Origin of the sequence: Streptomyces sp. NPDC093600, assembly GCF_044764755.1 — a bacterium.
Taxonomy (GTDB): Bacteria; Actinomycetota; Actinomycetes; order Streptomycetales; family Streptomycetaceae; genus Streptomyces.
In genome coordinates, this window is record NZ_JBIWIU010000004.1 from 1 (window position 1) to 22818 (window position 22818).

Below are 22818 nucleotides of genomic sequence, written 5' to 3' on the forward strand. Positions count from 1 at the left end.
CCTCTCGGGCTTTCCTCCGGGCTTTTCCCTTCGGTCTTTCGTGTTTCCAGCTTAGCAGATCCGTTTTCCGTTTCCGCCACCCGCTGGAGCGGGCTTGCCGTTCCGGGAATTCGCTTTTCGCGCTTTCCCTTGCGGCGGGGTCAAACACTACCAGGCTTTTCCGCTCCCCCTGACCACTCCCTCCGCAGCGCATGCAGAGGTGTAGACCACTGGGGTTAGGATCGGGCTCGATAGGTGCTGCCGACCCACGACTCAACGTCGCGTTGGGGTCAAGCAGAGGTACGACAGTACATCCCACCGTCAGTAGAGGCAAATCGTTTCCGGGTAGTCGCTAGGTCCGCCAACTGGTACGTATCGTGCGGAACTAGGACTTCTCATGACATACGCTTCTGAACAGTACGCCGTCCAGGACAGGTAGTGACGGCGCCACACCATCTCCGCCCCTGGGAGGCTTCCCATGACAACCGTGACGTCGCCACTTGCTGGACGCGCCATCGGTCTCGCTGCAGTACCCGACCCCGTCTTCTCCGGCGCCATGGTCGGTCCCGGTACCGCGATCGACCCCGAGCGTGAGGCCTCGGAGGCGGTGTCGCCGGTCGACGGCGTCATTGTCTCCCTGCACCCGCACGCGTTCGTCGTCGTCGACGGCGAAGGCCACGGTGTGCTGACCCACCTGGGGATCGACACCGTCCAGCTCAACGGGCAGGGCTTCGAGCTGCTTGTGAACAAGGGGGACACCGTGACGCGCGGACAGGCCGTCGTGCGCTGGAACCCGGCGGAGGTCGAGGCTGCCGGGAAGTCCCCCATCTGCCCCGTCGTGGCCCTGGAGGCCACGGTCGACTCCCTCTCCGACGTCGTCGAGGACGGCGAAGTGAAGGCCGGCGACCAGCTCTTCGGCTGGAAGTGACGTCGGGGCCGTCCTCTTGGCGGTCACGGTTCGACATTCATCGCGGCGGCCGGGTGCCGCCGCTCTATTCGGAGACGGGTGAGATGGAGACAACGCTGCGAGGCGTCGGCGTCAGCCACGGAGTGGCGATCGGCGAGGTCCGGCACATGGGAACGGCCGTTCTCGAGCCGCCGGCCAAGCAGATTCCCGCCGAGGAGGCGGAGCGCGAACAGGGGCGCGCCCGCCAGGCCGTGGAAGCCGTGGCTGCCGACCTGATTGCGCGCGGCAATCTGGCCGGAGGCGAGGCACAGCACGTGCTGGAGGCCCAGGCGATGATCGCCCAGGACCCGGAGCTGATCGCCGACGTCGACCGCCGGATCGCGGTCGGCAGCACGGCTGAGCGCGGTATCTACGACGCGTTCTCGCACTACCGCGAGCTGCTCGCGGGTGCCGGCGAGTACATGGCTGGGCGGGTGGCCGACCTCGACGACGTGCGGAACCGGATCGTCGCCCGGCTCCTGGGTGTGCCGATGCCGGGTGTGCCGGACAGTGACGAGCCGTACGTGCTGATCGCGCGGGACCTCGCTCCGGCCGACACGGCGCTGCTCGACCCGGCGCTGGTGCTCGGCTTCGTGACCGAGGAGGGCGGGCCGACCAGCCACAGCGCCATCCTGGCGCGGGCGCTGGGTGTGCCGGCCGTGGTGGCGCTCCCGGGTGCGGGTGAGATCGGTGAGGGCACGGTCATCGCGGTGGACGGTTCCACGGGCGAGATCTTCGTGAATCCGAGCGAGGACCGGAAGGCGCGGCTGACCGCGGCCGCCGCCGAGCGCAGGGCGGCGCTCGCCGCTTCCAGTGGTCCCGGCGCGACGTCGGACGGTCACAAGGTGCCGTTGCTGGCCAACGTCGGCGGTCCGGCGGATGTGCCGGCCGCGGTGGAGGCCGGGGCCGAGGGCGTCGGTCTGTTCCGTACGGAGTTCCTCTTCCTGGACGACAGTGAGAAGGCGCCGTCGGAGGAGAAGCAGATCGAGGCCTATCGCAAGGTGCTCGAGGCTTTCCCCGAGGGCCGGGTCGTGGTGCGGGTGCTGGACGCCGGTGCCGACAAGCCCCTCGACTTCCTGACGCCGGCGGACGAGCCGAACCCGGCTCTGGGTGTGCGGGGTCTGCGGACGCTGCTCGACCACCCGGAGGTGCTGCGTACGCAGCTGACGGCGCTGGCGAAGGCCGCCGAGGGGCTGCCGGTGTACCTCGAGGTCATGGCGCCGATGGTGGCGGACCGTACGGACGCGAAGGCCTTCGCCGACGCGTGTCGTGAGGCCGGGCTGCGGGCGAAGTTCGGCGCGATGGTGGAGATCCCCTCCGCCGCGCTGCGGGCGCGTTCGATCCTGCAGGAGGTGGAGTTCCTGTCGCTGGGCACCAACGACTTGGCGCAGTACACCTTCGCCGCCGACCGTCAGGTCGGTGCGGTCTCGCGGCTGCAGGACCCGTGGCAGCCGGCGCTGCTCGACCTGGTGGCGATGTCCGCCGAGGCGGCCAAGGCCGAGGGCAAGAGCTGTGGTGTCTGTGGCGAGGCCGCTTCGGATCCGCTGCTGGCCTGTGTGCTGACGGGTCTGGGTGTCACCTCTCTGTCGATGGGTGCCGCGTCCATTCCTTATGTGCGGGCGACGCTCGCGAAGTACACGCTGGCTCAGTGCGAGCGCGCGGCCGCGGCCGCGCGTGCGGCGGACACGGCCGACGAGGCCCGGCTGGCCGCGCAGGCGGTGCTGTCCGGGGAGTGATCCCGGCAGTCGTGCGTCGATCGAAGGGGCTCCCCGTCACATCGGTGGCGGGGAGCCCCTTCGGCGTCAGTGGGGGAACGGCCCGTCCTCGTCCTCGGGGGCGAGGGGGAAGCCGGCGCGGTAGTCGACGCCGGGCTCGGGGGCGATGGGCTCTCCCGTGCGGGCGTCGGTGCAGTAGGCGTTGAAGACCTCCGCCTCGGTGAGCGGGAGGAGGTTGCCGTGGGTGAGGCGCCAGCCGTGGAGCCGGTCGCGGGCGCCGCGGGTCGTGGTGCGCAGGACCACTCCGCCGGGGCTGTCGAGGGCGATGCCGGTGGCGAGGACGGTGACGAACTCGGCGCCCTCGGCTGTGTCGAGATGCGCCGGTCCTTGCTCGTCGCGGGTGGTGTGGAGCAGGGCGAGGAGCTGTTCGTCCGCGGCGGGGACGCTGCAGACGAGGTGGTGGGTGCCGGGGCCGGCCACTTCGAGGAGCCGCGTCAGCAGGCGTGCGGCCCGGTCGAACGCGGCTTGGCCGATGTCCTGGCCGCATTCGGCGCAGGGGCCGGTGTCGGCGAGGAGCATCGTGGCGTACTCCCAGGTCGCGCGGCGGACGGCGGTGTCGATCAAGGTGGGGACGAGCGTGGTCATGGGTTGGCCGGTGTAGGGGACGCGGGCGCCGGTGGCGGCCAGTTCGGCGGTGTAGCGGCTGCGGCTGGCGGGGTGGTCGGGGTCGAGCCCGGTCTCGTCGCAGTAGGCGGCGTACTCGTCGGGGTCGAAGAGGGCGACGGTGGTGTGGCCGCCCTGGGCGGCCAGGGTTTTGAGGAGGCCCTCGACCTGCCGGAGGTAGGCCGGGTGGTCGTCGAAGCGGAAGGTGGTGTACCGGCGCATGGCGGCGAAGTCGTCCTCGTCGGCGAGGAGTCCGACGGTGCTGGGTACTTCGCGGCGCAGTGCGCGGCGCATGGATGTGGTGGTGCCGGGTTGTGCCATGTCTCCCCCTGGGCGCTGTCGATCACTGCTCACTCACCGTAGCGGCGGGCACTGACAGTGACTCCTTGTCGAGGCGTCGGCGGACGAGGCGGCTCTGTGCGGCGCAGGTGGCGACGAGGGCGGCGCCGAGGATCGGCCAGGCCAGTGGGCCGGCGGAGATCACGCCGGTCAGGAGGAGCGGGCCGCCGAAGCGCTGGGTGGCCGGGGCGAGTCCGTGGACTCCGAGGTAGGCGCCTTGGGCGTCGTCGGGGGCGAGGGCGACGGAGAGTTCCCAGGAGGCGGTGGCGTGGAGGATCTCGGCGAAGGTGAGCGCGACGGCGGCGGCGACCAGTGCCGTGATGGCGAGGGTGCGGCCGGCGTAGGCGGAGGCGGCGAGGGCCAGGGTGCCGACGGCGAGGAGGCAGGCGAGCGGGACGAGGAGGCGGCGGGCCGCCTCGGTGGTGGCGCCGAAGCGGGCGAGGGGGACCTGGAAGAGGACGACGAGGACGCTGTTGAGGACGAGGAGCAGCGGGGCGAGTTCGACCGGGGCGTCGGTGGCGTGGACGATCCAGAGCGGCAGGGCGACCTGGAGGATCGTGTCGTCGAGGAACATGACCGCCTCGGTGGCGGTGAAGAGCAGGAAGGTGCGGTCGCGCCACGGGCCCGCGGGCTTGGCGCTCGGGGCGCCGGTGGCGGAGGTGGCCGCGACGCGGGAGGGGGCCGGGGGTTCGGTGCAGCGCAGGGTGAGGGCGGCCATCACGACGTACGAGACGACGTTGCCGACGAGCAGGAGCTGGAAGGCGGTGCTGGTGGCGACGGAGAGGGCGGCGGCGGCGCCGAGGCCGCCGACGGCCCAGCCGAGGTTTCCGGCGGTGCGGCTGATCGCCTGGTAGCGGACGCGTTCCGGGCCGGCGATGCGGGCGGCGTAGAGCTTGGTGAGGACGTTCGTGGCGCGGTCGGGGAGGGCTCCGACGGCCGAGTAGAGGACGAGCAGGGCGTAGTTGTCGGTGGTGAGGAGGGCGAGGAGGGAGGCGGCGCGCAGGAGTTGGCAGCCGATGAGGACGCGGGTGACGGGGAAGCGGTCGGCGAGGCGTCCGGCGAGGGGTGCGCCGGCGATGCCGACTCCGCCGGAGACGGCGACGAGGAGGCCGACCTGGCCGAGGCCGAGGCCGGAGACGTAGGTGAAGTAGAGGGCGATGGAGGTGGCCCACAGGCCGGTGCCGCATTTGTCGATGAAGCCGATGAGCAGCATGCGGCGGCCGTCGACACCTCCCGGGATGCGGTTCTTCAGCGATGCGCGGCTCACGCGGTCCCCCTTGACTCTGCTTTTGTATTGATACATAGTTCAGTACGTGGCAGCACAATATTCGATTGTCGGGGCGACGGCCAAGGGAATTGCCGCGTCCGTGGAACGGGGCGTGTCCGAGGGCGGGTTGGGGCCGGGGCACGCGCTGCCTCCGGTGCGGCGGCTGGCGGAGGAGCTGGGGGTCAGTCCGGGCACGGTCGCGACGGCGTACCGGGAGCTGCGGCAGCGGGGGGTCGTGGTCACGCGGGGGCGCGGGGGGACCGTGGTGGCGGAGGCGCCGTCCGTCGCCTCGCGGCGGCCGCCGCGCGTGCCGGAGGGGCTCGTGGACCTCGCGGGCGGCCACCCGGATCCCGCGTTCCTGCCCGAACTGCGACCTCCGGCGCGGGTGGCACCGGTCTACGGGTCCCATCGCGCGTCGCCGCGACTGGGCAGGCTGGAGGAGCTGACCCGGGCCTGGTTCGCGCGGGACGGGGTCCCGGCGGAGCATGTGACGTTCGCGCACGGAGCCCTGGACTGCGTCGCGCGGCTGCTGTCGACGGAGCTGCGGCCGGGTGACGCGGTGGCGGTCGAGGACCCCGGTTTCCATCATCTGCTGGACCTGGTACCGGCCTTGGGGCTGCGGATGGTGCCGGTCGCGGTCGACACGGAGGGGCTGGTGCCGGACGCCCTGCGGACGGCGCTGCGGTCGGGTGTACGGGCGGTGGTGTGCACGCCGCGCGGTCAGAACCCGACGGGCGCCTACGTCACGCGGCGGCGGCGGGACGAGCTGGTCGCGGTGCTCGGGGAGTTCCCGGAGGTCCTCGTCGTGGAGGACGACCACAACGCGGACATCTCGGGGGTGTCCGCGTACACGCTGGCGGCGGCCGGTCTGGAGCGGTGGGCTCAGGTGCGGACGGCGTCCAAGCATCTGGGGATCGACCTGCGGTGGGCGGGGGTCGCGTGCGACGCGGTGACCCTGGCACGGCACGACGGGCGGATGCTGATGACGTCCGGCTGGATCAGTCACGTCCTGCAGGAGACCGCGGCGCGGCTTCTCACGGACGAGGAGGTGCGGCGCCTGGTGGCGCGCGGCGAGACGGCGTACACGGCGCGGCGGGCGGCGCTGATCGAGGCGCTGGCGGGGCACGGCATCGCGGCGGTCGGGGCGAGCGGGCTCAATGTGTGGGTGCCGGTGCGGGACGAGTCGGCGGTGGTCAACGGGCTGCGGACGCGCGGATGGTGGGTCGCGGCCGGGGCGCGGTTCCGGATCAGGACGGGTACGGGCGTGCGGATCACGGCGGCGGTGCTGGGGGCGGAGGAGGCGGGGCGGCTCGCCGGGGACTTCGCGGCGGTGCTGGGGGAATCGCAGGCGACGTACGGGGGGTGAGGGGAGCGCCCCCGGGCCTCCCCCAGGCGACGCAGGGGGCCTCCCCCGGCCTCACCGCCCCGCGCCGCCTGCCCAGGGCCGCGACCTATGTCCGGCGGGTCGCGGCCAGCTTCTCGTAGAAGGAGAGCAGCGCGAGGTTGTCGACCGAGCCGGGGTTGACCGCCTTCGAGAGGGGGGTGCCCTGGAGGAGGCGTTTGATCGGGACCTCGATGCGCTTGCCCGTGAGGGTGTGCGGGATGCCGGGGACCTCGATGATGTCGTCCGGGACGTGGCGCGGGGAGAGTTCGGTGCGGATCGTCCGCCTGATTCGGGAGATCAGCGCCTCGTCCAGGGACGCGCCCTCCGCGAGGTGGACGAAGAGCGGCATCCAGTAACCGCCGTCGGGCTCTTCCAGGCCGATGACGAGGGATTCCCGGATCTCGGGGAGGCGTTCGACGGCCTCGTAGATGTCGGCCGAGCCCATCCGGACGCCCTGGCGGTTCAGGGTGGAGTCGGAGCGGCCGTGGATGACGACGGAGCCGCGGTCGGTGATCGTGATCCAGTCGCCGTGGCGCCAGACGCCCGGGAACATCTCGAAGTAGCTGTCGCGGTAGCGGCTGCCGTCGGGGTCGTTCCAGAAGCGGATCGGCATGGACGGCATGGGGTTGGTGACGACCAGCTCCCCGACCTCGCCGATCAGCGGCTTGCCCGACGGGTCCCAGGACTGCAGGTCCGTGCCCAGGCCGGCCGCCTGGAGTTCGCCGATGTGCACGGGCAGGGTCGGGGCGGCGCCCGCGAAACAGGAGCAGACGTCCGTGCCACCGCTGACGGAGGCGATCCACAGGTCCTCGCGGACCTCGTCGTGCAGCCAGCGGAAGCCGTCGGGCGGGAGCGGTGAGCCGGTGGTGGCGACGCACCTGACCGCCGAGAGGTCGAAGTCGCGGCCCGGGTGGACGTCCGCCTTCGCGCAGGCCATGACGTACGCGGCGGAGGTGCCGAACAGGGTGGCGCGGGTGCGTTCGGCGACCCGCCACTGGGCGGCGGTGTCGGGGTATCCCGGGCTGCCGTCGTAGATGACCACCGTGGTGCCGGTGAGCAGGCCGGAGACGAGGAAGTTCCACATCATCCAGCCGGTGGAGGTGTACCAGAAGAACACATCCCCGGGCCCGAGGTCGCAGTGGAGGCCCAGCTGCTTGAAGTGCTCGATCAGGATGCCGCCCTGGGACTGCACGATCGCCTTCGGCAGGCCCGTCGTGCCGGAGGAGTACAGGACCCACAGGGGGTGGTCGAACGGGACGTGCTCGAAGAGCGGGTCGGTGTCGCCCGAGGTGAGGGCCGACCACTCCAGGGCGCCCTCGGGCGCCTCCGTGCCGAGCAGCGGGATGTGGACGACCGCGCGGAGCGTGGGGAGTTCGGCGCGCAGTTCGGCGACGGTGTCGCGGCGATCGTGCTCCTTGCCGCCGTAGCGGTAGCCGTCCACCGTGAACAGGACCACCGGCTCCACCTGCTGGAAGCGGTCCAGGACGCTGCGCGCCCCGAAGTCCGGCGCGCAGGAGGTCCACACCGCGCCGACGGCGGCGGTCGCCAGCAGAGCGGTGACGGCCTGGGGGATGTTGGGCAGATAGCCGCTGACCCGGTCACCGGGCCGGACCCCCAGGGCGCGGAGCTCCGCCGCGAGCGAGCCGACCTGGCGGCGCAGTTCGCCCCAGCTGATCGGCCGTGGCTCATGTGTCTCGTCCACATGGAGCAGGGCCGGGTCATGGGGGCGCTCGGTGGCGGTGCGCAGGGCGTGCTCGGCGTAGTTGAGGGTGGCTCCGGGGAACCACTGGGCGCCCGGCATCGACCGGTCGCCGAGGACGCGCTCGTACGGCGTGGCGAACCGGATGTCGAACCACTCGGCGACCGCCTGCCAGAACGACTCCAGCTCCTCGACCGACCAGCGGTGCAGGGCCGGGTACCCACCCTCGGCCGGGGCTCCGTGGTGCTCGGCGGCCCAGGACTGGAAACGGGTGACCGCGGCGGCGGCGATACGTTCCTGGTCCGGCTGCCAGAGCGGCTCGGTGTGCGCTGATGTCATGGGGCGGCTCCCTGGGCGTACGCGGGGTCTGCGTGGGTCGCGCGCACGTGCGGGGTGTGCGCGTGACGCGGCTGACAGGGACGATGCCATGGGAGCGGCTTTCGCACCAGGTTTCGCCGCCCATGGTCCGGCAGCTGAATATGTGCTCCCACCACGGGTGAACGGCAGTTGAACGGAGCTCGCGCGCGGGTTGCCCGATGGCAGGGTGAGCGCCATGGACGGTCGTGAGCTGGTGCGTTCGATGAAGGTGTTCGGATCGGTGCAGGGGTTGCGGGCGGTGCGCGCTGCGTGGCGGCAGCGGCGGGCGGACGCGCGGGGGCTGCCGCCGAGGGGGAGGGAGCGGGCCCGGGTGCCGGGGCCGGTCGGCGAGGCGGTGCCCGCGCCGGGCGGTGGGACCGTCCACTTCGCCCGCTCGGCGCTGCGGATCAGTGTGTCGGCCGGGGGCACGGTGTTCTGGGGGTGGGACGGCGCCGAGCCGCTTCCCTCGTACGCGCTGGCGGGCGAGCCGCCCGAGCCGGACGCGCGGGCGGCGCTGGAGCCGGACACGGACGGCGGCTGGCGGGTGGTGTCGGAGCGGGTGACGGTCGCGGTGTCGCGGCACGGCGCCGTGGAGGTCCGGACGCCGGGCGGGGTGGTGCTGCGCCGGGACCTGCCGCCGCGGTGGTGGGAGCCGGTCGGAGGCGGGCCGGCGCGCTGGGTGCAGCGCAGTGAGGTGCCCGCGGACGCGCGGTTCTTCGGTCTCGGCGGCCGCTCGGGCGGGCCGCGCCTGCGGAACGGTTCGTACCGGCTGTGGAACACCGATCCGCACGGGAGCTTCTCCGCCGGCGACGATCCGCTGTACATCACCATGCCGGTGCAGTTCGTCGTCTCGGACGCCGGGACGCATCTGGCGTTCCACGACAACTCCTGGGACGGCAGGGTCACCCTCACCGAAGGTGAGGAGGGGGCGGGTTCCGGGCACGACCGGCCGGGGACCAGCGAGGTCCGCATGGACGGGGGGCCGTTGCGCTGCTGGGTGGTGGTCGGGACCCCCGCGCGCGTGCTCCACGGCTGGGCGGCCTTGACGGGCGCTCCGGCGCTGCCGCCCTCGTGGGCGCTGGGGCCGCAGCACGCGCGCTGGGGGTTCGGCAGCGAGCGGGAGGTGCGGCGGGTGGTGGACGGCTACCGCAAGCGGGATCTGCCGCTCTCCGTCCTGCATCTGGACATCGATCACTACGACCGGCACCAGGTGTTCACGGTGGACCGGGAGCGCTTTCCCGATCTGCCGGGGCTGGCCGCCGACCTGCGGGAGCAGGGGGTGCGGCTGGTGTCGATCGTGGACCCCGCCGTGAAGGCGGAGCCGGGGAACGCCGTGTACGACAGCGGGAGCGCCGCCGGGGCGTTCGTACGGGACGGGCGTGGCCAGGAGGTGCGCGGGCTGGTCTGGCCGGGCGAGTGCGCCTATCCGGACTTCACCGATCCGGCGGTACGGGAGTGGTGGGGCGGTCTGTACGAGGAGCGGCTCGCGCAGGGGTTCTCCGGCGTCTGGCACGACATGAACGAGCCGGTCTCCTTCGCCCCCTTCGGCGACCAGACGCTGCCGCGTTCGGCCCGGCACGCGCTGGAGGGCCGCGGCGGCGACCATCGCGAGGCGCACAACGTGTACGGCCTGACCATGGCCCGCGCCGGGTACGAGGGGCTGTGCCGGCTGCGGCCCGCGGAGCGGCCCTTCCTGTTCTCCCGTTCGGGGTGGGCGGGGATGCAGCGCTACGGCGGGACCTGGTCGGGGGACGTGTCGACCGGGTGGCCCGGTCTGCGGGCGTCGCTGTCGCTGGTTCTGGGGCTGGGGCTGTGCGGGGTGCCGTATTCGGGGCCCGATGTGGGCGGCTTCGACGGAGATCCGTCCCCGGAGCTGTTCCTGCGGTGGTTCCAGCTGGGGGCGTGGCTGCCGCTGTTCCGTACGCACGCGGCGATCGACGCGGGGCGGCGCGAGCCGTGGGAGTTCGGCCCGGAGGTTCTGGCGCACGCGCGCGTGGCCCTGGCCGAACGCGAGCGGTTGCGGCCGTACTTCGTCACCCTGGCGCGGCTCGCCCGGCTGACCGGGGCGCCGTACGTGCGGCCGGTGTGGTGGGGCGCGCCGGAGGACCGGGCGCTGCGCGACTGCGAGGACGCGTTCCTGCTCGGTGACGCGCTGCTGGTGGCACCGGTGCTGTCCGGGGGCACCGACCGGCGTGCGGTGCGGCTGCCGCGCGGTCGCTGGTACGACACGGCGACGGGGCGGGCGTACGAGGGGCCGGGGCAGGTGCTTGTGGACGCGCCGCTGTCCCGTGTCCCGGTGCTCGCGCGCGCGGGCGCGGTGATTCCGGTACGGGGCTGGGGCGACGAGCTGGAGCTGGAGGTCTGGGCGCCGGCGGTGGGGCGGACCGGTGGCGGTCTTGTCGTGCGGGACACCGGGGACGGCTGGGAGCCGGCCGAGATCGAGCGGTACGCGTCGCGGTGGGCGGACGGCCGGGTGGTGGTGGAGCGGGTGACGGACGACGGGGTGCGGGAAGTGGAGCTGCCGGTCCGGGTGCGGGGTGTCGACGGGTGAGCCGGGCCGCCCCGGAATCCGGGAGCGGCGGGAGCCTTCAGCCGTACATCCCCCCGAACCAGCGCCGTACCGCCTCCGTGTGGAGGGGGAAGGCCAGTTCCGCCGGAGCGTGCAGCAGGTGCCAGCCGCTCGTCTCGTCCGTCGGGGCGGAGGGCGGCAGGTCGGCGGCGGGGCGGGGCGGGAGGAGGCCGAAGAGGAGGAGGTGTCCGGCCGGTGAGCTGAGCGCGTCGGCGAGGCGCACCTCGGCCGCCGGCACATCGATCCGGGTCTCCTCGCGCAGCTCGCGGACGACGGCGTCACGCCAGTCCTCGGCGTGGTCGATGAAGCCGCCGGGCAGGGCGACGCAGCCTCGCCGGGGTTCGATCGTGCGGGTGATGACGACGAGTCCGGTGCCGGCGGCGTCGGTCGCCGGGAGGAGGGCGACGGCGACGGGCAGCGGATTGCGGTAGGCGACGGAGCCGCAGACGGAGCAGGTACGGGGCCAGAGGGCGGCCTCGCCGTAGGGGGCGCCGCAGGCGGAGCAGTGGGAGTCCTTCACGGCAGGACCGTATGCGATCACTCTTTCCCGCGCCCCGTGGAACCTGATAGACGGTGCACATGACAGGACTTGCTTCCGCTTTCCGTACCCTCGGCGCGCTGGCCGTGGCCGGTCTGTTCGCCGTCACCGCCGCCGTACCGTCGGCCGCCGTGCCGTCCGCAGCAGAACCGTTTGCCGCCGAACCGTCCGCGCGGGCCGCGCCGGAGCCGAAGGCTCCGAAGGAGTTCGTGGCGCTGAGCTCGGTGGACCGGACGATCATCCAGGAGATGCGCTACACCACGGAGCACAACTTCGTGGGCGAGCCGATCGACGGCTATCGGCAGCCGCTGTGCATCCTGACCCGTCCCGCCGCCGAGGCGCTGCACCGTGCGCAGGTGAAGCTCCTGACGCGGGGCTACTCGCTGAAGGTCTACGACTGCTACCGGCCGCAGCGGGCCGTCGACCACTTCGTGCGCTGGGCGAAGGATCTCGACGACGAGCGGATGAAGAAGGAGTTCTATCCGCTGGTCGAGAAGGACCGCCTGTTCGCGGACGGTTACATCGCGGAGAAGTCCGGGCACAGCCGCGGCTCGACGGTCGATGTGACGATCGTGAAGCTGCCCGCCGCGCCCACGCGGCCGTACGTGCCGGGCGAGCCGCTGGTGGAGTGCCACGCCCCGCGAGCCGAGCGCTTCCCCGACAACTCGGTGGACATGGGAACGGGGTTCGACTGCTTCGACACGCTCTCGCACACCGATGACGCCCGGATCCAGGGGGCCCAGCGGGCCAACCGGCAGCTGCTGAGGTCGACGCTGGCGGAGCAGGGGTTCGTGAACCTGCCCGAGGAGTGGTGGCACTTCACGTTCAAGCCGGAGCCGTATCCGGACACGTTCTTCGACTTCCCGGTGGCACGGCGGTCGGTGGCCGGGCGCTGAGACGGTTCGGCAGGGGCGGTCGGGGCCACCCCCGTGGGTCCCGGCCGCCCGTGCCGCCTGGAAGGACGCGGAAAGGGGCCGTACGGTTCTCAGCCGACGGGCACGGGGCGGATCGGGTACCCGCGGGAACGAAGCCCAGGTCGTGGCGGGTGCGGGGCGGATCAGGTCGTGGCGGGTGCGGGCGTGCGGTCCGCCGCCAGGACCAGGGCGTTCTCCACGACCGCCACCAGTACGTTCTTCACGGACTCCCGGTCGCGCGCGTCGCACATCAGGAGCTCCACCTCGGGGTCGAGGTCCAGCGCCCCGCGTACGCTCTCCGCCGGAAACCGCTGGGCGCCCTCGAAGCAATTGACCGCCACCGTGAACGGGATCCCGCGCCGCTCGAAGTAGTCGATCGCCGCGAAGCTGTCCTCCAGGCGCCGGGTGTCCGCGAGGACGATCGCCCCGAGCGCGCCCTGCGCCAGCTCGTCCCAGAGGAACCAGAAGCGGTCCTGGCCAGGTGTGCCGAAGAGGTAGAGGACCAGGTCCTCCCGCAGGGTGATGCGGCCGAAGTCCATGGCCACCGTGGTGGTGGACTTCGTCTCCACGCCGTGCACGTCGTCGACGGGCCGCCCCGCCTCGCTGAGGAACTCCTCGGTGCGCAGCGGCCGGATCTCGCTGACGGCGCCGACGAGGGTCGTCTTGCCGACCCCGAAGCCGCCCGCGACCAGGATCTTCAAGGTCACCGGTTCGACGAGCGGCTTCTTGCGGCTAGAGCGCCCGAAGGCCATTGATCACCTCGCGGAGAATGCTCACGTCCGGCAGCTCGGCCGGCGGAACGGGGCGGGTCACATGGACGAGTGCGTCCTCGACGAGATCGCCGACGAGGACACGTACGACACCGACCGGGAGATCGAGCCCGGCGGCGAGTTCGGCGATGGACTGGGGGGTCTCGGAGCAGAGTTCGACGATCTCCACGTGCTCCGGTGAGAGCGTCTGGTCGCGGCCTGGGTCGTCGGCCGCCGGCTCCGGCACCACCAGGGCGATCAGGTCGAGGCGGTGGCGGGTGGCGGCGCTGGTCCGGCCGCGGGTCATCGCGTACGGACGGACCACCGGCCCGGCTTCGTCGTCGAACCAGTGGTGGGGCCGTTCCGGCCCCTGGCCCTGGCCCGGGGCCCCGTCCTGGCCCTGGTCCGGGGCCCTTTCCTGGTCCTGCTGGTCTGTGTCACTCATACCGTCCCCCCAACTCGTTCTCAGGCGGACGAACCCGACCGAGGCGCCGTCGCGAGGTGGGCTCCGACCCGCTTGACCATCAGCGTCATCTCGTACGCGACCTGGCCGACATCGGATTCGGCGTCCGCGAGGACGGCCAGGCAGCTGCCGTCGCCGGCCGCCGTGACGAAGAGGAAGGCGTCCTCCAGTTCCACGACGGTCTGGCGGACCCTGCCCGCCTCGAAGTGGCGGCCGACGCCCTTGGCGAGGCTGTGGAAGCCGGAGGCGACGGCGGCGAGGTGTTCGCCGTCCTCGCGGGTCAGGTCGGCGGAGGCGCCGGTGGGGAGCCCGTCGCTGGAGAGCACCAGGGCCTTGCGGATGGATCCGACCCGCTGGACCAGCTCGTCGAGGAGCCAGTTGAGCTCGCCGTTTCCGGAGGTGCTGGGTGCTGCGGCGTTCGGTGCGGTCATCGACCGTCCCCCTCGGGTGTCGTTCCTGGTGCTGTCGTCTCGTCGTTCTGCCGTCGTCCGCGCTGCCATCCGCGCTGCATCGACGCCATGCGGCTGCGCACTTCGTCGGCGTCGCGCTCGAAGTCCGCGTCGGTCCGGCCGGTGGATGTCCGCGCCACCCACTCGTCCGTGCGTTCGCCCGTCTCGCGCAGCTGGGGCGCCAGACTCGCCTGGCGGACCCGTCGGGGCAGCCCGCCGAACGGCGCGGGGCCGTCGGCCCGTACTGAGTCCTCGGGCCGTACGGAGCCGTCGGGTCGTCGCACGGAGTCGTCCGTCGGTGCGGAGCCGTCGGGCGGTACGGGGACCAGCAGCGGCGGAGTGCCGCGTTCCGGCACGGGCGGAGTCCGCGGGGCCATGGCACCTCCGGCCTCCTGTGCGGACGCGGGATGGGCGCGGCCCGGCTCGTCGACGCGGCGGCCGTGGTCGACCACGAGCGTCGGGGGCTGGCGCCGGGGCAGCGGTACGGGGCCGGCACCCCGCGCCTCGTCACGCGTCCGGTCCTCACGCTTCCGGTCCTCGCGGGTCCGGCCGTCCCGTGTCCGGGCGGGTCCGCGACCGTGTGCCTTGCCGGGGCCATGGCTGGGGACCTGGTGGGCCGCCGGATCCGCGGCATGCTGGTGCTGATCGCCGTCGGGCGCGGGTGCGAGACCGCCGCGGCGCCGGGGGGCGCGCGGGCGGAAGAGGCCGCCGCGCTCGCTCTCGGTGTCCAGCAGGTCGGCGGACCGGTCGAGCAGGTCGTCGAAGCCGGCGGTGCCGAGCGGCGCTTCGAGCTCGACCGGGCCGTTGAGAGGGCCCTCGTGCACGCCGTCGAGGGAACCGCCCTGCGGCACCGTGGTGAGCGCGGCGCGCCGGGCCGGCAGCTCGGCGGGGTCGCCCGGGCCCGTCCCGTGCCCGGGGCCGCCCTTCTGGTCGAGGCTCTTGCGGTCCAGGCGGAAGCCCGCGCCCTGCGTCTCGGGAGCGTCGGTGAGCAGCGCGGCCGGGATGAAGACGACCGCGGTGGTCCCTCCGTACGGCGAGGGCTGGAGCGAGACCCGGACGTTCTGGCGCTGGGCGAGCCGGCTGACGACGAAGAGGCCGAGGCGGTCGGTGTCCGAGAGCTCGAACTCGGGGGTCTCGGCGAGGCGGAGGTTCGCGTCGAGCAGGGCGTCGGGGGTCATGCCGAGGCCGCGGTCGTGGATCTCAAGGGTGAAGCCGTTGGCGACGCGCTCGCCGAGGACCTGCACGGCGGTGTGCGGCGGCGAGAAGACGGTGGCGTTCTCGAGGAGTTCGGCGATGAGGTGCGTGAGGTCGGCGACGGCCGGGCCGCCCACGCCGAGGCGGGGCAGGCGCCGTACCTCGATCCGCTCGTAGTCCTCGACCTCGGCGACGGCGGCCCGTACGACGTCCATGAGCTGGACGGGCTTGCGCCACTGGCGGGAGGGGGCGGCGCCGGAGAGGATCACCAGGCCCTCCGCGTGGCGGCGCATACGCGTGGTCATGTGGTCGAGACGGAACAGGTCGGCGAGTTCCTCGGTGTCCTCGGTGCGCCGTTCCATGGTGTCGAGGAGGGTGAGCTGGCGGTGGAGCAACACCTGGTTGCGGCGGGCGAGGTTGACGAAGACCTCGGAGACACCGCGGCGCATGTCGGCCTGTTTGACGGCCGCTTCGACGGCGGCGCGCTGGAGGGTGTTGAGGGCCTGGCCGACCTGGCCGACCTCGTCCTCCTCGTACCGCAGGTGCGGCACCTCGGTCTCGACGTCGACGTGTTCACCGGCGGCGAGCCGGCGCATCACGCTGGGCAGGCGGACGCCGGAGACCTCCTGGGCCTCCTTGCGGAGTCGGCGCAGGTCGCGGACGAGGTCACGGCCGACCCGGACGGAGACGACGACGGAGACGAGCAGCGCAAGGAAGCCGACGACGCCGGCGATTCCCGCCTTGAGCAGGACGCTGTACGCGGCCGGCTGGACACGCTCCTGATAGCGGTCGCCAGCCTCGGTGTTCTCGCGGGCCAGGTCGTCCAGGACCGGACTGGCTCGTTCCGCCCAGCGTTCGGCGGTGATGGTGCGCGGGTTCTCGGTCGCGCCCGCGAGGACCAGGTCCTCCTCGGCGCGGCGCAGCGGCTCGGTGTCGGGGCTGCCCCAGTAGCGCTCGAACCGCTCGCGCTCGGCGGTCGGCAGGACTTCGAGGCTGACGTCGTAGAACTGCTTGCGGTTCGCGATGAGGTCGGAGATGGCACGGATCTCCGGGGCCGTGACGCGCTCGGCGATGAGCGCCGACATGACGAGGGCGTCCTCGCGGGAGAGGAGTTCACGAGCGCGGACGATGCCGACCAGGGCGCGTCCCTGCTTGTCCATCTCCACGTTCTCCAGGGCGTGGAGGGTCAGCAGGAAGCCGTAGCAGGGATCGACGAGCCGGTTGTAGAAGTCGAGGGCCTGCATCCGGCCGATGCTGCGGTTCTCCACGGAGCGGCGCAGCGAGTCGAGACCGTCGAGCGCCGCGAGCAGGGAGGTGAGCCGCTGGGAGGTGACGGGGCGCATCTCTTCGCGTACGCCGGAGTCGGCGGCGTTCTCGCGGATGCGGGCGATCTGCCGGTCGGTGGCCTCACGCTGCTCGCGGAGGGTGGTGAGCGCTTCGGAGGCGCGCGGGTCGGCGAGGTAGATCAGCGACTGGCGGCGTTCCTTCTGGATGACACGGACGGTGTCCTCCAGGGGGTAGCCGACCTTCTCGACGATGTAGCCGACGTCGAGGAGCTGGTCGGCCGCGCGGCCGGTGAGCGTCGTGGCGAAACCCCAGAGGCCGGTGAGGGAGAGGAGCGGCACGAGCAGCAACGCCACGATCTTCCGGCGGATGGACTTCCCGCGAAAGCGCATGGCCTCCCCCAGCTCGGCCCCCGCCCGGCGCGGAGGTCCTTCTTGTCGACGCGTCAACACACGGCGTCAACCTTCACATTCGACAAACGCTGCGCGAGCCTACTACTGCATCACAGCCAACTCGAAGGCGTGTCCGTGCGATTTTCAGCCTCCCGAGTGAGCGTTGATCATGAGTTGTCCTGGTATCGGGGAGTTGGCATTCGGGCGAGTGGTGGAGGACACCTGGCCGGAGGTCACCTCGTCACGCTGCGCGGATGGCTGGAATTTTTCGTTCCGGTGAAGCGGGAGGGGAAACCTTTTCCCCTTGGCGATCGTCATTCAGTAACGGGGGGTTGTGTCCGCGTAAAGCGGCTCAAGACGGGCAGCAGCCACCCTGGGAGACGTTCAGCGGTGGGGAGTGACAGGACCATGGAACATGAGGCGCGGTCATCGCGTCAGTTGTGGGTGGAGGACGAGAAGGGCCGGAGCCGGCTGCCCGATCCGGTGCGTACCGCCGCCGTACGAGCCGTGCTGCTCACGTCGGTGACGCTGATACAGGCGATGGTGGCCTTCTTCGCCGCCGTCAGCGGTTCGTGGCTCGCGTTTCCGATGCTGCTCACCTCGGTGGCCAGCACGGTCGTCGCGACCTGGAGTGTGCTCGATGTGTGGGTGACGCGTCAGGTGTGGCGGCAGCGGAACGGCGTGGTGTCGGAGCCGAGCAGTACGGCTCGTGAGCTGCGGCGCGAGCGGCGCCAGGCACAGGAGGCGGCGCAGGCGCCGGAGGTCGATCCGGGGCGCGGGCCCGCGGACATACGGCGGACGGAGACGGCGAGGCTGTCGGAAGCGGCCTGAGACGACGCGGTCCGGGATGACCGCGGTCTGGCGTGACGCATTCGGAACGGCGCGTGCGGAACGGCGCGTGCGGAACGGCCCGGTCCCCTTGGGGGGGCCGGGCCGTTCGTACGTCTCGCGCGGTGGGCGTTTCCGGCTAGGCCGGCTGGTCCGCTGTCGTCGGCCGCGGGTCCTCCGCGGGCGTGCGGCGGAACATCCTGGTCGCCGTGATCTCGCCGTGGATGGTCTCGCCCTCCGTGCTCTGCTGCGGCAGACCCGGCCGCAGGTGCTCCTCGACCCTGATGTACTTCAGCCCCGCCCGCAGGTCCGCGTCGTTGCGGAGCCGGATGACGAGCGGGAACTCCGCCAGTGCGGTGGTGTCGAAGAGACCGGTGGTGTAGAGCAGTTGGACGCCCAGCGCGTCCGACACGGCGCGCTGGAGCTCCAGGAGGTACGTGGCGTTGGCCCGGCCGATCGGATTGTCGAGGAACAGGGTGCCGGCGTGGCGGTGCTTGTCGCGGCCCCGGTCGTTGGAGCGCAGCGCGGCCATCGTGCAGTAGAGGGCGATGGCGGCGGTCAGCAGCTGGCCGCCGGAGAAGACGTCGCCCATCTGACCGACGGGAACGCGCTCGGCCCTGAGCACGGCGTCGGGCTTGAGGATCTCGACCGCGATGCCGCGCGGTTCGAGCGCCGCCTGCACCCCGCGCAGCAGCAGGGACATGCCGTCCCTGCGCAGGTCGGAGTTCTTCTTGACGGCGGCGCGGGTCGCCTCGTCGATGACCTCGCCGAGCCGCTCGGTGAGCGTGGCCTGGTCCGGCTCCTCGAAGCGGATGCGCAGGAACTCCTGGCCCGACCATTCGCCCAGCCCCTCGGGCAGCCGGGAGAGCCGCTGCGCGGAGCGGAGCGTGGCCAGCGCGGACTCCACCAGACCGCGCAGCCGGTCGACGATCGAGTCGCGGTTGCGCTCCAGCTGCTCCAGCTCGTCGGTGAGGACGCGCAGCCGGGGCGCGAACGCCTCGGCCCACTTCGCGGCGTGCTCGGGCAGCGCGGCCGCGGGCAGTTCGCGGATCTGCTGCCGGGCGGGGGTGCGGACCTGTTCGTAGCGGGAGGAGTTGGCGTGCCGGACGAGGATGTCGCTGGCCTCGCGGACGGAGGCGTCGGCCGCCGAGAGTTCGGCGACGCAGCCGCGCAGTGAGCGCCGGGCCTCGGCGGCGGTGTGCCGGGCCTCTTCGAGGGTGCCGGGGTACGGCTCGGTCTCCTGCCGCTCCTCCTCCGCGTGGTCGCGCAGCAGGTCGCGCAGGAGCGCCGCCGTCTCGTCGAAGCCGCCCGCCGCGTCCTCGGCGGCGCGGTGCGCCCGCAGCAGGCCGGCGTGCGCGGTGCGCGCGGCTTCCAGCGCGTCGGTAAGGGAGGCGAGTTCGGTGGTCGCGGAGCGGAGCAGGACCTGGGCGTGCTCGGCGTCGGCGGGGATCAGCTCCTCGGGAAGCTCGGTGTGCGACTCGCCGTCCTCGGGGGCCAGCCGCTCCGCCTCGCCGCGGAGCCGGCCGAGCTTCTCGCTCGCCTCCGAGGCCCGGGTCTCCAGCATCTGGACGAGGGACTCGGCGCGGGCCGCCGCGGCCTGACGGGAGGGCCCGTCGGCGCCGTCGGTGGACTCGAGGAGCTGCTCGGCGCGGGTACGGACCTTGTTCGTGAGCCGGTCGAGCTCGGCGAGTGCGGCGGACTCGTCGCTCTCGGCGCGGGCCTGTTCGGCGCGCAGGTCCGCGCCGACGCCGACCTTCTCGTACAGCTGCGACGCGGCGCGGTACGCCTCGCGGAGCGTGGGCAGCGCGGCGCGCGGGGCGTCGGCGTCCGGCTCCGGGAGCTGGTCGGGGGCACCGGCGATCTCGGCGCGCTCGGCCCGCAGGGCGCGGGCGGTGCGGTGGGCGTCATCGGCGGCGCGCTGGGCGGCGCGGCGGTCCTCGTCGGCGGCGCGGGCGCGCTCCAGACAGGTCTGGGCGCGGGCCTCGGACTCGGCGGCGTCGTCGGCCAGTTCGCGGAGCTTGGCCTGCCAGGCGGACCGTTCGCGCAGGCGGAAGGCGAGGCCGGCGAGCGCGTCGGCGACGCGGCGAGCGCGCTGAGCGGCCTCCTGGCGCTCGTCCCGCACGCGCGCGGCGTCGGCGGCCGCCTCGTCGGCCTCCGCGCGGGCCGTCCGGGCCTCGGCGAGCGTGGCGGCGGCCGCCTCCGCGGTCTCGCGCGCGGTGGCGGCGCCGGCGGCGAGTTCGGCGAGCATGCCGGGCGGGCAGTCGGCCCGCCAGGACCCGATCCGCGCGGCGAGCGAACGGTCCCCGGTGAGGCAGGCCGCGAGCGTACGGATCTCCTCGTCGCGCGCGGCGGCGCGGGCCCGCAGGGCGTGCCGTTCCTCGTCGGCGGCGTGCTCGTCGTGCATGGCCGGGTTCGGCGGTACGAGGAAGACTCCCGCGTCGTCGCCGGATTCCGGGCCGGGGACGGGGGCGAGCAGGGCGGCGGCCGTGCCGACCGCGACGGCGGAGCGGGGCAGCAGCGCGGCCGAGCCCAGCACCTCGCGGGCGCGGGCGTACGAGACGGGGTCGGTGATCACGACGCCGTCGACGAGTTCGGGGCGCGCGGCGAGGACGGCGGCGTGGTCGGCGGGGTCGACGGACTGGGCGAGGTAGCGCCAGCCGGGGAGGGCCGGGATGCCGTGCTCGCCGAGGTACTCGACGGTGGCGAGCACGTCGGGGCCGGGCGGCAGCAGCCCGCCGTCGCCGAGGGCCCCGAGGATGCGGGCGTCGTCGGCCGCGGCGGTCCGCAGGTCGAAGAGGTTGCGCTCGGCGGAGGCGATGGACTGCTCCAGCATCCGCCGCAGGTCGTCGGCGTACCGGTCGAACTCGGTGACGGTGAGGGGACCGTGGGGAGCGGCGACCGGGTCGGCGACGAGCCCGAAAGCGGCCCCGGCGGTATGGGCGCCGGGCGCCTCCGCCCCATCGGCTGCGGATCCCGGCCGCACCACGAGGTCACGGGCGGAGCCGGCACCGGCGCCGTCGTCGGCTTGGGCCTGGGGTGTGCCGGGCTCGGTGGCGCCGGGGGCGGTCGGGCCCGGGCCGGTCGGGGACTGGGACGGGAGCTGCGGGCCCGAGGAGCCGCCGGTGGTCCTGCCGTTCGCGCCCTCGCCGGCGCGCTGGCCCGGCACGGAGGAGCCCGTGCTCGGGAGGCTCAGGAGTTCGGCGAGGCGCTCGTCGGAGGCGAGGGCTTCGGCGGCGCGGCGTTCCGCGTCGTAGGCGTGCTCGGCGGCTTCGGCCGCGTCCGTGGCGCGGGCGGCCGCGAGTTCGGCGCGGGCCTCGGTGGCGGCGGCCTCGCGGGCGCGGTCGGCCGCCGCGCGGGCGGCGTCGCGGGCCGCGTCCCAGGCGGCGACCGTGGTCTTCTCGGCGTCGCTGGCGGCCAGGGCGGCGCGGGCCGGGTCGGCGTCGGGGGCCGAGTCGTCCAACCATCCCGCCCGTACCGCCTCGGCGGTCTCCTGTTCGACCTCGGCGAGGCGCTGGCGCAGGTGTCCGGCCTCGCTGCGGGCCCGCTGGGCGTCGGTCGCGGCGGCGGTGGCGTCCCTGTGGGCGGTCTCGCCGGCCTCCTGGAGAGCCGCGGAGCGTTCCTCCTCCTCCGCCGCGTGGCGCTCGCCCTCCTCGGCCGCGGCGGCCAGGGCCCGTACGAGATCTGCGGCGGCCTTGGCGCGGGCGGCCAGCGCCGGGGCCGCGTCCCGCTCGGCCTCGCGGATCGCCGCCGCCACGCGCGTGGAGCGGTCGCCCGCCGCGCGGTGCCGCAGGACGACCTCGGTGGCCTGCCAGGCGGAGTGGAGCGTGCGGGCCTCGGTGAGCTCCCGCCGCTGGGACGCGGCGCCCTTCTCGGCGACCGCCAGGGCCAGGGAGGCGTGGCGGTAGGCGAGTTCGGCGGCGATGAGGGAGCTGCGCCCGCGCGCGGCCTCCGCCTCGGAGACGGCGTGGGCGGCCGAGGTGACCTGCTGGGCGAGTTCGGCGGCGCGGCCGCGCTCCTCGGCGGCCCGGACGGACAGCCTGCGGGCGAGCGTGCGGGTGCGGCGCTCGGCCGCGGCATGGACGTCACGCGCGCGTGCACGGGTGTCGGCGGCCTCGACGATGCGGCCGAGGAGGTCGACGGAGCCCGCAGTGAAGTCGCGTTCGGCGGTGAGTTCGGCGCGCCGGCCGAGTTTGTTGCCGAAGCCGCTGACCAGGTCGGCGAGGCCGTCGGTGTCGCGGGTGTCGGTGACCGCCCGCAGCAGCAGGTCGGTGAAGTCGGAGTCCTTCTTGACCGCGAAGAGGCCGGCGGCCTCGCCCTCGTCGGCGTTCATCTCACGCTGGTAGCGGAAGAGTTCGGGGTCGAGTCCCAGGTCGCCGAGGTGCTCGTTCCAGCGGTCGTGGATCTCCTCCCAGTACACCTCCAGGTGGGGGTAGGTCCTGCCCGCCTCGGTGAGGGCGTCCCGGAAGCCCTTCATGGTGCGGCGGCGGCCGCGTGCGCCGGAGGCGCCCTCGGCGGGCGGGCGTACGGAGGTCGACTCGGCGACCGGCAGCGAGTCCAGGCTCATGCCGGGGCCGGGGCGGAACGAGTACCACGCCTCGGCGAACTTCCGGGGGTCGTTGGAGACCTGGCGGCCGCGCCATTCACTGGCCTTGCCGACGACGACGAGTTCGCCGGTGAGGGTGTGCTGCCATTCCAGGGCGACGTGACCGCAGTCGTCGGCGAGCAGGAACTTGCGCAGCACGCCCGAGCTGGCGCCGCCGAGGGTGTTGCGGTGGCCGGGGAGCATGACCGAGAAGATCAGCTTGAGGAGGACGGACTTGCCGCCGCCGTTCTCCAGGAAGAGGACGCCCGCGGGGGCGGGGCGGCGCGGCGGGCCGACCGGCTCCTCCTCGAAGAACTCCGCCTGGGTGGGGGCGGGCTGTGGCACGGGGGCGCCGACTCCGCGCAGGTCCAGGACGGTGTCGGCGTAACGCGCACCGGCGGGACCGATGGAGTAGAGGCGGACCCGGGACAACTCGTACATGGCGGCGGACTCTCGTCGACTGGTTCGGTGATGAGGCGGTCGTGACGGCGTTTTTGGCCGTGATGA

Annotated in this window: 15 protein-coding genes; 6 read left to right on the forward strand and 9 right to left on the reverse strand. The window is 73.2% G+C overall.

What is annotated here, in order from left to right:
- Positions 1–457: 457 nt before the first annotated feature.
- The gene (locus ACIRB4_RS12710) at positions 458–907 is read left to right on the forward strand and encodes a PTS glucose transporter subunit IIA (protein ID WP_403290480.1); all 450 of its coding nucleotides are present in this window, start codon (positions 458–460) and stop codon (positions 905–907) included.
- A gap of 83 nt (positions 908–990) precedes the next feature.
- Positions 991–2661, forward strand: coding sequence for a phosphoenolpyruvate--protein phosphotransferase (gene ptsP / locus ACIRB4_RS12715; protein ID WP_403290483.1), 1671 nt, complete (start codon positions 991–993; stop codon positions 2659–2661).
- A 66-nt stretch (positions 2662–2727) separates the two neighbouring features.
- Here ptsP and ACIRB4_RS12720 read toward each other — a convergent pair whose 3' ends face one another.
- Together ACIRB4_RS12720 and ACIRB4_RS12725 are read right to left on the reverse strand one after the other, a co-directional pair.
- On the reverse strand, positions 2728–3624 hold the full coding sequence (locus ACIRB4_RS12720; protein WP_403290485.1) for a hypothetical protein: 897 nt from the start codon (positions 3622–3624) through the stop codon (positions 2728–2730).
- A gap of 22 nt (positions 3625–3646) precedes the next feature.
- Complete coding sequence (locus ACIRB4_RS12725; protein WP_403290487.1) at positions 3647–4909, reverse strand: MFS transporter; 1263 nt, start codon at positions 4907–4909, stop codon at positions 3647–3649.
- Between the two features lie 46 nt (positions 4910–4955).
- On the opposite strand from ACIRB4_RS12725, the gene ACIRB4_RS12730 reads away from it, so the two are divergent.
- Positions 4956–6275 carry an aminotransferase class I/II-fold pyridoxal phosphate-dependent enzyme gene (locus tag ACIRB4_RS12730; RefSeq protein WP_403290490.1) on the forward strand — a complete coding sequence of 440 codons (1320 nt, stop codon included), beginning with the start codon at positions 4956–4958 and terminating at the stop codon, positions 6273–6275.
- An 85-nt stretch (positions 6276–6360) separates the two neighbouring features.
- Here ACIRB4_RS12730 and ACIRB4_RS12735 read toward each other — a convergent pair whose 3' ends face one another.
- Entirely contained in the window at positions 6361–8331 is a 1971-nt protein-coding gene (locus ACIRB4_RS12735) for an acetoacetate--CoA ligase (protein ID WP_403290493.1), read from the reverse strand.
- Between the two features lie 214 nt (positions 8332–8545).
- Here ACIRB4_RS12735 and ACIRB4_RS12740 point away from each other — a divergent pair, with 214 nt between their 5' ends.
- On the forward strand, positions 8546–10900 hold the full coding sequence (locus ACIRB4_RS12740) for a glycoside hydrolase family 31 protein (protein WP_403290495.1): 2355 nt from the start codon (positions 8546–8548) through the stop codon (positions 10898–10900).
- A gap of 37 nt (positions 10901–10937) precedes the next feature.
- Here the strand turns inward: ACIRB4_RS12740 and ACIRB4_RS12745 are convergent, their stop codons facing one another.
- Positions 10938–11438 carry an NUDIX domain-containing protein gene (locus ACIRB4_RS12745; RefSeq protein WP_403290498.1) on the reverse strand — a complete coding sequence of 167 codons (501 nt, stop codon included), beginning with the start codon at positions 11436–11438 and terminating at the stop codon, positions 10938–10940.
- Positions 11439–11497: 59 nt separating this feature from the next.
- On the opposite strand from ACIRB4_RS12745, the gene ACIRB4_RS12750 reads away from it, so the two are divergent.
- Positions 11498–12352, forward strand: a complete 855-nt coding sequence (locus ACIRB4_RS12750; protein WP_403290500.1) for a M15 family metallopeptidase — start codon at positions 11498–11500, stop codon at positions 12350–12352.
- Positions 12353–12513: 161 nt separating this feature from the next.
- Here ACIRB4_RS12750 and ACIRB4_RS12755 read toward each other — a convergent pair whose 3' ends face one another.
- Genes ACIRB4_RS12755 through ACIRB4_RS12770 form a run of 4 tightly spaced genes read right to left on the reverse strand, consistent with a single transcriptional unit; the run spans position 12514 to position 16901 of the window.
- Positions 12514–13122 (reverse strand): GTP-binding protein, encoded by a 609-nt coding sequence (locus ACIRB4_RS12755; RefSeq protein ID WP_403290503.1) that lies wholly within the window; start codon positions 13120–13122, stop codon positions 12514–12516.
- Positions 13103–13564 carry a DUF742 domain-containing protein gene (locus ACIRB4_RS12760; RefSeq protein WP_403290506.1) on the reverse strand — a complete coding sequence of 154 codons (462 nt, stop codon included), beginning with the start codon at positions 13562–13564 and terminating at the stop codon, positions 13103–13105. Before ACIRB4_RS12760 ends, ACIRB4_RS12755 begins: the two co-directional genes overlap by 20 nt.
- Before the next feature lie 20 nt (positions 13565–13584).
- Entirely contained in the window at positions 13585–14013 is a 429-nt protein-coding gene (locus ACIRB4_RS12765) for a roadblock/LC7 domain-containing protein (protein ID WP_403290508.1), read from the reverse strand.
- Positions 14010–16901: a nitrate- and nitrite sensing domain-containing protein gene (locus tag ACIRB4_RS12770; RefSeq protein WP_403290510.1), complete on the reverse strand. Its 2892-nt coding sequence runs from the start codon at positions 16899–16901 to the stop codon at positions 14010–14012. Before ACIRB4_RS12770 ends, ACIRB4_RS12765 begins: the two co-directional genes overlap by 4 nt.
- Positions 16902–17309: 408 nt before the next feature.
- On the opposite strand from ACIRB4_RS12770, the gene ACIRB4_RS12775 reads away from it, so the two are divergent.
- A complete protein-coding gene (locus ACIRB4_RS12775) occupies positions 17310–17732 on the forward strand; it encodes a hypothetical protein (RefSeq protein WP_403290513.1) in 423 nt (140 codons plus the stop codon).
- A gap of 136 nt (positions 17733–17868) precedes the next feature.
- Here ACIRB4_RS12775 and ACIRB4_RS12780 read toward each other — a convergent pair whose 3' ends face one another.
- Complete coding sequence (locus tag ACIRB4_RS12780) at positions 17869–22752, reverse strand: hypothetical protein (RefSeq protein ID WP_403290516.1); 4884 nt, start codon at positions 22750–22752, stop codon at positions 17869–17871.
- Positions 22753–22818 lie beyond the last annotated feature (66 nt).

Coding starts and splice junctions, on each gene's coding strand:
- ACIRB4_RS12710 (WP_403290480.1), top strand. CDS start 458: ATGACAACCGTGACGTCGCCACTTGCTGGACGCGCCATCGGTCTCGCT.
- ACIRB4_RS12735 (WP_403290493.1), bottom strand. CDS start 8,331: ATGACATCAGCGCACACCGAGCCGCTCTGGCAGCCGGACCAGGAACGT.
- ACIRB4_RS12740 (WP_403290495.1), top strand. CDS start 8,546: ATGGACGGTCGTGAGCTGGTGCGTTCGATGAAGGTGTTCGGATCGGTG.
- ACIRB4_RS12770 (WP_403290510.1), bottom strand. CDS start 16,901: ATGCGCTTTCGCGGGAAGTCCATCCGCCGGAAGATCGTGGCGTTGCTG.
- ACIRB4_RS12750 (WP_403290500.1), top strand. CDS start 11,498: ATGACAGGACTTGCTTCCGCTTTCCGTACCCTCGGCGCGCTGGCCGTG.
- ACIRB4_RS12720 (WP_403290485.1), bottom strand. CDS start 3,624: ATGGCACAACCCGGCACCACCACATCCATGCGCCGCGCACTGCGCCGC.
- ACIRB4_RS12765 (WP_403290508.1), bottom strand. CDS start 14,013: ATGACCGCACCGAACGCCGCAGCACCCAGCACCTCCGGAAACGGCGAG.
- ACIRB4_RS12755 (WP_403290503.1), bottom strand. CDS start 13,122: ATGGCCTTCGGGCGCTCTAGCCGCAAGAAGCCGCTCGTCGAACCGGTG.
- ACIRB4_RS12760 (WP_403290506.1), bottom strand. CDS start 13,564: ATGAGTGACACAGACCAGCAGGACCAGGAAAGGGCCCCGGACCAGGGC.
- ACIRB4_RS12780 (WP_403290516.1), bottom strand. CDS start 22,752: ATGTACGAGTTGTCCCGGGTCCGCCTCTACTCCATCGGTCCCGCCGGT.
- ACIRB4_RS12775 (WP_403290513.1), top strand. CDS start 17,310: ATGGAACATGAGGCGCGGTCATCGCGTCAGTTGTGGGTGGAGGACGAG.
- ptsP (WP_403290483.1), top strand. CDS start 991: ATGGAGACAACGCTGCGAGGCGTCGGCGTCAGCCACGGAGTGGCGATC.